Below are 12,187 nucleotides of genomic sequence, written 5' to 3'. Positions count from 1 at the left end.
GGGTCGTGTCGATGGCATAGCAGGGGAAACGCCCACCTGGCCTGTGGGCCCGGCACTGCCGCAGCTATGGAATGCCGGCCCCCGTGCCCGCTATGGGATTCATCCACTGGGTGCTATGTCTACTGGATTGCTCGCCGGGCGCGTTCGGTCCTGATTCGGACCACGACACAGGTCAGCAACGCACCGAATGCGGCGCCCAAGGCATTGCAGATGACGTCGCGCACGGAACCAACGCGGCCGTCCAAGAAGAAGTATTGAACCAATTCGATACAGACTGAAAGCCCGACGGCGCAGCACCAGCCGACGAATATCCGTCGACGGGAAAATACCAGCGGCAGCAGCATGCCCAGGGGAACGAAGAACAAGATGTTGGCAGCGGCCTCGACGTGCCCGAAGCGCACGCCGAGCAGCAAGCCATGGCCTTGAATTCCGTCCAGGACGCCGCCCACGGTTTCCGGCAATCGCATGTCCCCGAGCCGGAGCATGAAAGCCATCACAAATACGACCGACAAATAGGCCACAATGGCGCCGAAGGCCAGACGCTGAATTCTCAGCCGGGATTTCATCGCTTTCCGTAGGAAAAGCCAACCACGTTCCATTGGTCGCCCGTCGTCGGCGAACCCTGCCGTGCCGTTTGTGTGAGTGCAGGTTTGCCGGTCACTGTCGTGTTCGGGGTTCGGTGGGGGAGTTCAAGATCTGCACCCTCTTGCCATCCACATGCCGTCGAATGACTCAGGACCCCGCAATCGTTGCCCGTCGTCGAGGAACCGCCTGGGCGCGAACGGGTAACGGCCGGTCCTGCCTTTAGAAATGTCATTGGACCGCACCCCGTCTTGATGGTTCGGTCTAATGACCCGTCCGGTCAACTGTGCATGATAGCCCGGTGTGCTGGCAAGCAACGTCGGACGCCGGCCCACGTATGCAAGGTCCCGTGTGAACCAAGTGGACAAGAACACCATAGTCGAGCCTTCGGGTCTTGCGTCGAGGCGTTTTCGGATAATTCGGTTCCGCATCGCAGGATTCCCCTGCCCCGGAATGGACACCGGAACACGGGCATCCCCGGTGCATTTCCGTCAAGCTAGGCACTTCTTCGCGAGGCGCCGGCCCTGTCCTCTGCCTGTTTGGGAGTATGGGCCGCAGGTCTACCCCTTGTGCAACACGGATCCGCGCGGGAGACTTTGAACTGAAGGAAGCAAGCGGTGAAGCACGGTGGCAAAATGCGATCGAGTGGTACCCGTTGGACATTGGTGATTGTCGCTTAGGGGGATAGGAGCACCAGGGAACACTTCACGCGGGGAATGCTCTAGCCGGCTGGGGGGTCGGTTAGGCAAACAACTAGTGATTTCTCGACGCTTGCCGTCTAAGATAGCCATCAACGTCGACAAAGCGATGCGTCTTGGCGTACTTGGGGAAAGAACCGATTTTGGGGACGGTTTTTACGATGCAGTATTCGCAATATTTAACTGAAAATCACTCTCGAAATGCAACTGGACTCTTGGGGGAGACCAGCACTTCGTTCGTGACGACGGATCCGGCCGAACTGATCCACGGGATTCTCGCGGATCCCGCCAGCGGCGGAGCTGTGCTTATCGGTCCGGTTGGCAATGGACGCCAGGATGCCTTCGAGACCGGATTCTCTCGGCTCGATGTGCAACCGGAGCTCATTCGGCTCAACGGCACCAGTTTTGCCACGCGCGTGCCCAGGGGTGCCCTTGCATTCCTGCTCTCGCGACTGGACATTGGAATCGAGGCGTCGCGTCATGAAGTAATCCACGGTCTCGCAGGATTGCTCTGCCCGGCAGGGCGCCCGGCAGTGGTGCTCCTGGGACGCCCGGAACTTGTCGACGAACAATCGGCATCCGTTCTTGCTCAATTGGCGGCCATGAGGAAAATCGTCTTGGTCGTGGTTTGCGAACGGCTTCAGGACCTTCCACAGGATGTCCTCTCGTTATATCGATCCGGGAGACTGGCCCGAATCACCATGCGCAGCATGGACATGAGCGAGACGCGTTGTTTCCTGGAGCATGAGCTCGGCGGCCCGATGTCCATGCTCGCCGCAGCCACGCTTCGATACCTGACTGACAACAACCGGGATTTGATGCTGAAGCTGGCCCGCATCTGGGTAGCCGATGGCGAATTGCAACAGCACAGGGGGGTATGGGTCCTGCGGCTGGGCACGCTGGGTGCCGGGCCGGCGCTGAATGCCATGATGAACTCGATGCTCTCTGGCCTGAAACAACCCGAACTCCAATTGCTTCACTCCTTGGCCATTGGTGGTCCGATCGCGCTAGACATGGTGCACCGAAACGGACTGGCACGGGAGCTTGACGCGTTGTGCAGAAGTGGTCATGCCCGCATCGCCCAAGGGCCCATTGACCATGTGACGATTGGCGTTCCGCTACTGTCGCTCCTGTTGCGCGAAGGTCTTGACGATGATCTGCGACTAGGCGTCGAGGAAAGCCTTGTCCGGTTGCACACAGATCCGGTTGCCGCGCAGGCGCACACCTCGATGCGGGCACTGGTGGACATAGGTGCCGTCCAGGAGCTGGTCGCCGTGGCCCAGGATTTCGGCGTGGAAGGATTCACGGCGGAATCCTGGCCGCATGACCCGGAACACCGGATTGCCATCCTGAACCTGCATGTGAAAGCGTTGCTTACTCTCCATCGAGCCGGTGAAGCGGCAACTCTTTTGGCCAGCGCCGAAGCCGGATTCCAAGCAGCACCGTACGCAAGCGGTTTGGGCGACCGAATGGCTTCGGCACGGCAGGAACTGGAGATTCTCAAGAGCCGGGTGCTAATGGGCGCCGAAGGGGATCTCTCGGTCGATGTCCGACAATCTGATGGCAATCTGGTCGAATCAACCGAATGGCACACCGAATCACTGCACTTCCGGGCCTTGACGGTACAAATTCTTGGATGGGCGGCCCGGTCACGGCAGAGCGATGCCTTGAATGCCGTCGAACAGATCAACGACGACCTGGCCGGGCTGAGGATCAACGGGCAATTTGAAGAAATCTTCCCAGCAGATGAAGCTGCCGAGCTCGAAGCCATGCTGTTGCAAACCCAATTGATGGCAGGGAATTGGAGGGGTGCAGCACTCAGGGCCCAGGCATTGGCCAGCGGCCAATACCCCAATCCGAGGGTCACTGCCTACGCAGATGCGGTTCGGGGCATCCTGTTTGGGCTCTTTGACGAAGCCGAACGCGCATTGCACGTACTGAACCCCGCCTTGCAGCAATTTGCGTTCACCCCGGATGCAGCGGAACGTGCCGCCGTGGAAGCGGTCGCCACTTATTCACTGGTTTCCATGGGGCAGAGCGCCGAAGCCACCGAATTGCTGCTCAAGGAGCCGGAACCGGCGCGATCGGAAATGCCGCTGAACTTCTTCTCGTGGGTGGCCGAGGTCTTCTCGTCGCTTTCGGTGGCACGGATCAATGATCTGGGTTCGGGACAATCCAGGCTGGTGGCTTTTGCCGACAAGGTCCATGGTGCGGGGTACACAGGGCTGGAGATGCACACACTGGCGCTGGCGCTGAGATTGGGACATTTTGAGGTGGCCGACCGGTTCCAACGAGTCGCCAGGGCTTGCCAGGGCGCGGTTGCACTGCAATACGCTCGCCTGGCCGGGGCGATATGCCAGGGTGACAAAGCAGGCATGCTTAACGTCCTGGAAGAACTGGCACGATCCGGACAGATATTGTTGTCGGTCCCTGCTTCCAACGCATTGGTCGATGCCTTGGACGCCAAGGAGCAGCGCAGATTGGCCACGTCGCTTTCCCGGCTGAAACGCCAATATGACGATAATCGACGGAAGCCCTTCGACGCGGATCAAGGGCCGGCAGAAAAATTGCCCAGCTGGATGAAGGAGCTGACCAAACGTGAGTCGCAGGTTGCCCTTCTGGCCATCGACGGACACGGCAACTCCGAGATAGCGCGCAGCAGCGGCGTTTCAATTCGTACCGTTGAAGGACACCTGTATCAGGTGTATTCCAAGCTGCAGGTACGAAATCGCCAGGAACTCACTGCCCTTGACCGGGCCACCAGGCGCGCAGCGGGCAAGAGATGAGCAAGCCGACCCATAGGGACCGAGAAAACTCGCACGAATACCGCGAACTGCTCAGCATCGTCACTAGCCCGGAGCTCAGTGGCGCCATCGTTCTGGGCAGTATGGGCATGGGTAAGACGAGCCTGGTTGAAGCGGTGCTGGCACATCCTGATTCTCCCGCTCCCGTGATGCGGCTGTACTGCAGCCCCACTCTGGCCGATGTGCCCTACGGTGTCTTGTCACCGTATTTGGGTTCCCTGCTGCGTATTGAGGGTCCGGTTGAAGTGCTCCGTGAAATCAACAGGACACTCGAGGCGGCCGCCACGGGCAACATGAAACCTGTAGTCGTGGTGGAGGACGCACAGCACCTTGATGCGGAATCCGCGTTTGTCTTGTCCCTCTTGATGGAGAACGCTGCGCTGAAGCTAATTGCCATTGGGGCCGGCGTCCTTGACAGCGACTCGTCCCTGGCAGCGCTTTCCGACTCCGAGGTGCTGTCCACCATCGTTGTCCAGCCGCTTGGCCTCGACGGTGTTCGGGCGCTCGTCGAGGAAATGGTTGGTGGCAGGATCAGTGAAGGAACTGCCCGGATCATTCTTGCCACCAGCGGAGGCAATCCGAGTTTCGTCCAGGCGTATGTGCACTCCTGCAGGGATCAAGGCATCCTGTTTAGCGGCAGGGCGTTTGCGCACGAAAGCGGTGACGAGCCCTCGATATGGATCCTTGCGCGCCCGTTGCCGGTGGCGGATGACCGGCTGACGGACCTGGTGACGGAAATCCATGGGCTGACCCCTCCTGCCGAGCAGCGTACCCTCGAACTGCTGGCCCTTGGCGGTCCGTTGCCGAGCAAGCTCTTGTCCGCATGCGGCTGCCCATATCGGCACCTGCTGGACGCCGGTGAATTGCGGCAAACAACGGATTCCACGATTCGCATCAACTCCGCATTGCACGAAGCCGTGCTGCGCCAACTCGTCACGGCGCAGCGAAGGGCCGAACTATACGCATTGTGGGACACTACTCGCCGAGAACTTGTGCTTCAGCCAACGCCAACGCAGGTACTTTGGGGGATCGAAATCGGTGTGCAGGCCGAGGCCGAAGTCGTGTTGCGGGCCGTGCAACAGGCTGCTGACACCCTGGACTTTGAGCTGGCATGGAAGTTGTGCACTGCTTCGGAGATCGCTGCCCGGAACGAGGAGGGAACGCTACTTGAAGCCATGGTGCTGATGGGAATGGGCCGCTACTATTCCTCGCGGTCGCTGTTGGTCCGGCTCATTGAACAGGCCGGCGACGCATCCATGTTGACCATGGCCTTCAAACAGTTGCTGATTGTCCTGAGCAATCTGGGCGGCGAGGCCCATGACAGAGAGATAGTCGAGCAATTGTGGGAACATCGCGCCAGTCAATTCGACGAAAGCTCTGGCCTGGAGGAGATCGTGAAGGATCATCGGACCGCAGACCTGCTCCTCGACAACTGGAACTCCCTGAACACTCCCGATGCCGCACGCCCTCAAACCGAGGAACTGGAAAGACTCCTCGAGGATCCGGACATGGTTCCCGAGGGGCGCCTCGTTGTACTATCCCTGCTCAGCGATTTGCATAGCATCGAGGGGCACAGCGAGACTGCGCTCGGCCTTGCACGACAAGTGCTTGAGGGCTTGGGACGATACCCGCGCCTGGAGGGAACCTATCAATCAAAGACTGTCTTTCGCGTTGGATGGAACCTCATCTTTTCCGGACGGTATTTCGAGGCCAAGGAATTCATCGATTCCTACCAAGGAAACTCCATTCACGTGATCGTGCATCGCCAAGGCCTCCTCGCGCTGCTTCATGGGTTGGGCGACTTGCTGCAGGGCCGGAAGGCAAACGCCATTGAAGAATTTGCCGAAGCCGTCATGGAACTTCGGCTGAGGGACCCCGCCCAGTTGCTGGCCCTGGCGTTGTGCCTGTACCAGTGGGCGTCGGGAAGTAGCGGGCTTGCCATGGCAGGTAGAGGGGCGGGGGAGCATCTCGATACCGATTTGAACGACAGGCTGCGGGCCGAAGTCCTGGCCGGGATCCCCTCGGCCCATCGACTGTTTGCCCGGGCAGTCGCAGCGAGTGTTGGAAATCCCATGGGACATGAAAAAGTCGCGGACTTTCCGCTCATGGAACGAGAAATGTTGCTATTCGGCACGGCGCAATTGGATCACGAGGAACTGCAAGGCCATCGCGCGCAACAGCGGCTGGAAAAACTGCTCGAAGGCCATCAGGGCCCTCGGGCAGGGTTCATCGCGCGTCTGGTGATGCTCAGGGAGCGAAACGACGCCGAAGCCCTGGAAAGCCTGGGACGGGACGCCCTGCACCAAGGCGAATACCGGATTGGGACCGAGGCACTGACCAGAGCCGCGCTAAAGTACCTCGCTGAGGGCGAGCCGCGAGTCTGCGGCGCGATCCTGCGTCAGGTGGGGCGCATCATTGACGAGCAGGGACTTGTTGCCGAAAATCATATCGCTCGCGCCCTGGCCTTCACGGAGCTAACGGCTCGGGAAAAGGAAATCGTTGATCTGGCACGTTCCGGGATGAATAACGCCCAGATAGCCCGGGCCTTGACCGTATCCCAACGGACGGTGGAAGGGCACCTCTACAGGGTCTTCTCCAAACTGGGTATATCTGAACGCGCGGAACTGAACGTCATGGACCGCGAGCCGGGTAATGGCAGCAACTAAACAGGCGCGATCCACGCAATGTTGAAGTAAGAACCACGCGTGTCAAGGTACGACGGCGCTACGTAAGCTCTTTTACAGGGAACAACGCAGGAAATTGCGATTATGTCCTGTCCGAACGAGTTACCTCTAATTCCCGCCGAAACCTGACGGGTCTGGACTCATCCCTAGGGCGGGACCGGCGGCCAGCGGACCTTCAAAGGTCCACCCCCCAGCGACCGTCGGTCCCCTATCCGATCAAGCCCCATGCCGAACGCACAATGCGTAAGGCATGGGGCTTGATTGTTTGTCCGGACCCAGAATGCGAATTGAGTATTCTCCAAGTATTGACCAAGTAGCTACCGAGTGTCCCTTTCGTCCGGTACTTGGATAAACGAGTGACTGCCCACTCGTGCTCGATTTCCGCTTGCAACCTACGCTCGGTCTTGACCGGGGCACATGACCACTCGCGTGGGAACTTGGGGGCCCTGGAATTGAAACTGCATCATTGGGGAGATTGCACAAATGTGTAAAGAGCGGGCCGAATACCTTGCCCAATTCCACTGTGCTGATCCAGGTCACACGGTGGGGGCAAGCTATGTCGCAAATTAGTGGAAGACTGGACGGGCGCAAACTTGGGCCGATCCGGGCCTGGCATTCAACGACGCTTCCGGTATCGACGTCGGTTGCCGGCAGCAACGCCGGTGTCGGCGGGCGCGGCTATCGCCGCCGCTTGCTGCTGACCGACGTATTGATCATCTTCATGGCCAGTGTCCTGCCGGCCGCGGTTGCGTTGGGCGCAATCCAAGATGCGGGCGGAAAAGGCAGGGGATTGGCACATAGTCTCGGGTTGACGAACCTGACCGTCGCGGAACCGCCACGCTTCGCCCTGGCTGGCATCATCATCGCCGGTTGCTGGATCTTGAGCCTGAAATTCTTTAGGACCCGAGCCATCGGCCGCATCGCGGTGGGAATGCAGGAATACAAGTTCCTGGCATATGCCACCTGCGCGCTTGCAGGGGTGATAGGGAGCCTGGCACTGATCACGGCCACCACCGACTTGCGCATCTTTGTGGTGCTTAGCCTGCCGGTTGGTCTTGGCGCACTCCTGATCGGGCGGTGGGCGTGGCGCCAGTGGTTGGTCGTCCAACGGGCGCGTGGCTTCGCGCTGAGCAACATCCTGATTTACGGCCAGGCCAAGGACGCACCCTACGTCGTACGCCAGATATCCCGGAAGTCGGGCCCGGCGTACCGCGTGGTCGGGGTTCTCCTTGATGGAGAGCCGGACGCCGAGGCGGAGAACAAGATTCGGGCAGCGGATCCAACCTTGCCGTTGATTTACGACTCGGGTCGGGTTGAGGACGATGTCCGGCGCCTGGGAGCCGATGCGCTGGTGGTCGCCGGCCCCTTGACCGGGGGAAACCGCGCCATCCAGGAGCTGGGGTGGCGGCTGGAAACGTGTGCCACCCAGCTGATCCTCGTTTCGTCGCTGACCAACGTCGCCGGCCGACGCGTTCGCATGAGCCCCGTGGACGGCATGCCGTTGCTGCACGTTGACTTGCCTGCATTCACGGGATGGCGCTATGCCATCAAACGCGGCATGGACGTAGCCTTTTCGGCCGCCGTGCTGTTGATTCTCTTGCCGGTCTTGCTTGTCATTGCCCTGGTTATCCGCATGGACAGCCCGGGGAAGGTCTTCTTCAAGCAGGAGCGGGCCGGACGCGACGGCACCCCATTCAAGATGTACAAGTTCCGCACCATGGTGGAAGACGCCGAAGAGCAATTGGCCAAGCTTCAGTTGCTCAACGAGGGCGCGGGACCGCTGTTCAAGCTTAAGGACGACCCTCGCATTACCCGGGTGGGCGGCTGGCTGCGCCGGCACTCCCTGGATGAATTGCCCCAGTTCCTCAACGTCTTGAAGGGCGACATGTCCGTGGTGGGTCCACGGCCGCCGCTGAAAAGGGAAGTTGCCGACTACGAGGGGCATACCTACCGCAGGCTGTACATCAAGCCCGGGGTGACGGGGCTGTGGCAGGTCAGCGGGCGATCGAACCTCGATTGGGAAGAAAGCGTGCGGCTGGACCTGTACTACGTGGAGAACTGGACGGTCCTCAGCGACCTGCGCATCGTATGGCGCACATTCAGAGTCATGATCCAACCGGAAGGAGCCTACTAATGAGCGTCGCACCCGAAACGACTATTTACCCCGCCTTGCGCGTGGCCGTGATCGGTGCCGGATATTGGGGACCCAACCTGGCACGAAACTTTGCGATGAGCTCCGATTGGGAGCTGGTGGCAATCTGCGACATGGATCGGGAACGCGCCGGCGCACTGGCCCGAAAAACGGGGGAGCCGGCGGTGGTGTCCTCGGTGGAGGAGCTGCTGCGGGACCATGACATCGACGCGGTGGCCATCGCCACGCCCGCCCGCACCCACCATGGGATCGCCATGGCGGCCATCGCCGCGGGCAAACACGTGGTGGTGGAGAAGCCGCTGGCCGACAACAGCGTGCACGGCACCCAGATGGTGGAGGCGGCACGTACCGCCGGCACCATCCTGATGGCCGACCACACCTACTGCTACACCCCAGCGGTGCTTAAGATCCGCGAGCTCCTGCAAGCCGGAGAATTGGGCGAGATCCTGTACATCGATTCGGTCCGCATCAATCTGGGCCTCGTGCAGCCGGACGTGGATGTTTTCTGGGACCTGGCCCCGCACGACCTGTCGATCCTGGATTTCGTGCTCCCCGGCGGACTTCAGCCACTGTCGGTATCCGCCCAGGGAGCAGACCCGTTGAACGCGGGCAAGGCCTGCATCGGCTACCTGAACATGCCCCTGGCGAACGGGGCCCTGGCCCACATCAACGTCAATTGGCTTTCCCCGACCAAGATCCGCCAAATGGTGATCGGAGGCAGCCGCAAGACCCTGGTGTGGGACGACCTGAACCCGCAACAGCGCTTGAGCATCTTCGACCGAGGGGTCAATCTGGACCGCCAGGCAATGATCAGGGCGGATGCCGAGGACCGGAAGGGCGCCACGATTTCGTATCGGCTGGGCGACACCTGGTCGCCAGCGCTTTCGGAATTCGAGCCGCTGGGCCTGATGGTCGCCGAATTCGCCTCGAGCATCCGATCGGACAGTCCGGCGCCGACCGACGGACTGTCGGCACTGCGTGTGCTGAAGGTCCTGGAAGAGGCAAGCGCAAGCCTGTCGGCCGGGTCCCGGCCGCAGGCCCACATTCCTACGTCCGCCATGGAGGCAGCATCGTGAGCGACAACCTAAAGAAATTGGCGGGAGGCCGCTACCTGGTGACCGGCGGGGCCGGAACCATCGGTTCCGAAATCGTTGACCAGTTGCTGGCCGCCGGAGCGGCACGCATCGATGTCCTGGACAACCTGGTGCGCGGGCGCCGCAGCAATATCGCAGAGGCGCTGGCAACCGGGAAGGTCAACCTCATTGAGGGGGACATCGCCGACAGGGCATTGGTCAGGGAGGTCATGCAGGGGCAGGACGTGGTCTTCCACCAGGCCGCAATCCGCATCACCCAATGCGCCAAGGAGCCGCGTCTGGCCGTGGACGTGATGGTCAACGGGACGTTCAATGTCCTGGAAGCGGCCGTCGAAGCAAAGGTGCCCAAGATCGTCGCGGCCTCCAGCGCTTCCGTGTACGGAATGGCCGAGGAATTTCCCACCACCGAGCGCCACCACCCGTACAACAACGACACCCTTTACGGTGCGGCCAAGACCTTCAACGAAGGAATGTTCAGAAGCTTTCGGTCCATGTACGGTCTGAACTACGTCATGCTGCGCTACTTCAACGTGTACGGGCCACGCATGGATGTGCATGGTGCCTACACCGAGGTGCTGGTGCGGTGGATGGAACGCATTGCCGACGGGCTGCCACCGCTGATTTTCGGTGACGGGAGCCAGACCATGGACTTTGTCTTCTCAAAGGACATTGGGCGTGCCAATCTTCTCGCAGCGGCCGGCGGGATCAACGAAGGCGTCTACAACGTGGCCAGCGGCACCGAAACCAGCTTGAAGCAGCTGGCCGAAACGCTTTTGCTGGCCATGGACTCGGATCTGTCCATTGACTATGGTCCGGAACGCGCGGTGAACAACGTGGTCCGCCGTCTGGCGGATACCACGGCGGCGCGACGGGACCTGGGCTTCGAGTCAACCGTTGGCCTCGAGGAGGGCCTGCGCAAGCTGGTTGCATGGTGGGGCCCGCTGCGCGAGGAAGTGGCGGCCGGAAGGAACCTGGGCAACAAAGTCGGCGTAGCGAAGTAGAGGAACCAAGACTTCCTTGGGGGGAAGAACAATGAATCGCATCAGTGTCATGAAACCGTGGCTGGGCACAGCAGAATCCGAGGCGCTCGCCGAGGTCATCGCCTCGGGTTGGGTCGCGCAGGGACCACGGACGGCGGCCTTCGAAGAGGCCTTCGCTCAGCACCAACACGTCCAGCACGCGGTGGCGGCATCCAGTTGCACCACCGCACTTCAGCTTGCCTTGATCGTGGCGGGGGTCAAGCCGGGGGATGACGTTGTCGTACCCTCCTTCTCCTTCATTGCCACTGCCAATGCGCCGACCTACCTGGGCGCCAGGCCCGTGTTCGCGGATGTCGAGGAGTCGACGGGCAATGTCACTGCGGACACCGTTGATCAGGTGTTGACCAAGAAAACGACGGCGATCATCGCGGTTGACCAGGGTGGTATGCCCTTGGACCTGGAACCGCTGCGGAAGCTGTGCGACGAACGCGGAATTGCCTTGATCGAGGATGCCGCATGTGCAGCCGGCTCGACCTACAAGGGTGCCCCGGTCGGGGGCGGCGCCGATGTGAGCGCGTGGTCGTTCCATCCCCGGAAGCTGCTGACAACCGGTGAGGGTGGAATGCTGACAACGAACAATTCCGAGTGGGCAGCCCGGGCCCGGCGACTGCGGGAACACGCCATGGACGTCTCGGCGGCCGAGCGCCACGATTCGACCCTCGCCCCGCAGGAACACTATGGGGAGGTTGGCTACAACTTCCGGATGACGGACCTGCAGGCGGCCGTGGGACTGGTGCAGCTGGGCAAGCTCGATGCCATGGTCCTAATGCGCAGGGAACTTGCCGGGCGCTATCGCGAGGCCTTCAAAACGGTGCAGGGCCTGCGATGCGCACAGGATCCGGAGCACGGAACCTCGAACTTCCAGTCCTTCTGGATCGAAGTCGATCCCGGCTTCCGGCTTGATCGTGAACAGCTGCTCGAGCACCTGGCCAGTGACGGGATCTCTGCACGGCGCGGAATCATGGCAGCCCACCGGCAGCCGGCCTATGCCGGGCATTCGGGAACTGTGTCGCCGCTGCCGGTGACCGAGCGCCTGACTGCCAACACGTTGATCTTGCCGTTGTACCACGAGCTTGCCCAACACGAGCAGGATCGCGTGATAGCAAGTGTGCTCAACGCCGGTGGTGGTTGAG

Annotated in this window: 7 protein-coding genes; 6 read left to right on the top strand and 1 reads right to left on the bottom strand. The window is 61.0% G+C overall.

The features are described from left to right. Positions 1–119: 119 nt before the first annotated feature. A complete protein-coding gene (locus ACLQ7E_RS10545; protein WP_411732528.1) occupies positions 120–566 on the bottom strand; it encodes a VanZ family protein in 447 nt (148 codons plus the stop codon). 875 nt (positions 567–1,441) lie between these two features. Between ACLQ7E_RS10545 and ACLQ7E_RS10540 the strand changes: the two genes are divergently transcribed. The 6 genes from ACLQ7E_RS10540 to ACLQ7E_RS10515 all read left to right on the top strand — a co-directional run bounded on the left by ACLQ7E_RS10540 (position 1,442) and on the right by ACLQ7E_RS10515 (position 12,186). Then, positions 1,442–4,066 (top strand): LuxR C-terminal-related transcriptional regulator, encoded by a 2,625-nt coding sequence (locus ACLQ7E_RS10540; RefSeq protein WP_411732527.1) that lies wholly within the window; start codon positions 1,442–1,444, stop codon positions 4,064–4,066. After that, positions 4,063–6,750 (top strand): LuxR C-terminal-related transcriptional regulator, encoded by a 2,688-nt coding sequence (locus tag ACLQ7E_RS10535; protein WP_411732526.1) that lies wholly within the window; start codon positions 4,063–4,065, stop codon positions 6,748–6,750. The genes ACLQ7E_RS10540 and ACLQ7E_RS10535 overlap by 4 nt, the downstream gene beginning before the upstream one ends. A gap of 574 nt (positions 6,751–7,324) precedes the next feature. After that, entirely contained in the window at positions 7,325–8,902 is a 1,578-nt protein-coding gene (locus ACLQ7E_RS10530; protein WP_411732525.1) for a sugar transferase, read from the top strand. Continuing rightward, positions 8,902–9,996, top strand: coding sequence for a Gfo/Idh/MocA family protein (locus ACLQ7E_RS10525; protein ID WP_411732524.1), 1,095 nt, complete (start codon positions 8,902–8,904; stop codon positions 9,994–9,996). The genes ACLQ7E_RS10530 and ACLQ7E_RS10525 overlap by 1 nt, the downstream gene beginning before the upstream one ends. After that, positions 9,993–11,015 carry an NAD-dependent epimerase/dehydratase family protein gene (locus ACLQ7E_RS10520; RefSeq protein ID WP_411732523.1) on the top strand — a complete coding sequence of 341 codons (1,023 nt, stop codon included), beginning with the start codon at positions 9,993–9,995 and terminating at the stop codon, positions 11,013–11,015. The genes ACLQ7E_RS10525 and ACLQ7E_RS10520 overlap by 4 nt, the downstream gene beginning before the upstream one ends. Positions 11,016–11,046: 31 nt before the next feature. Then, entirely contained in the window at positions 11,047–12,186 is a 1,140-nt protein-coding gene (locus tag ACLQ7E_RS10515; RefSeq protein ID WP_411732522.1) for a DegT/DnrJ/EryC1/StrS family aminotransferase, read from the top strand. Position 12,187: the final 1 nt, after the last annotated feature.

The sequence above is a fragment of the Paeniglutamicibacter sp. genome (assembly GCF_046714615.1).
In the GTDB taxonomy this organism is placed as follows: Bacteria; Actinomycetota; Actinomycetes; order Actinomycetales; family Micrococcaceae; genus Paeniglutamicibacter.
Note: the sequence above shows the minus strand (reverse complement) of the source record. Positions and strands in the feature narration are given on the sequence as shown.

Bases quoted from the DNA above. Each gene is read 5' to 3' on its own strand.
- ACLQ7E_RS10545 (WP_411732528.1), bottom strand. From the start codon at position 566: ATGAAATCCCGGCTGAGAATTCAGCGTCTGGCCTTCGGCGCCATTGTG.
- ACLQ7E_RS10540 (WP_411732527.1), top strand. From the start codon at position 1,442: ATGCAGTATTCGCAATATTTAACTGAAAATCACTCTCGAAATGCAACT.
- ACLQ7E_RS10535 (WP_411732526.1), top strand. From the start codon at position 4,063: ATGAGCAAGCCGACCCATAGGGACCGAGAAAACTCGCACGAATACCGC.
- ACLQ7E_RS10530 (WP_411732525.1), top strand. From the start codon at position 7,325: ATGTCGCAAATTAGTGGAAGACTGGACGGGCGCAAACTTGGGCCGATC.
- ACLQ7E_RS10525 (WP_411732524.1), top strand. From the start codon at position 8,902: ATGAGCGTCGCACCCGAAACGACTATTTACCCCGCCTTGCGCGTGGCC.
- ACLQ7E_RS10515 (WP_411732522.1), top strand. From the start codon at position 11,047: ATGAATCGCATCAGTGTCATGAAACCGTGGCTGGGCACAGCAGAATCC.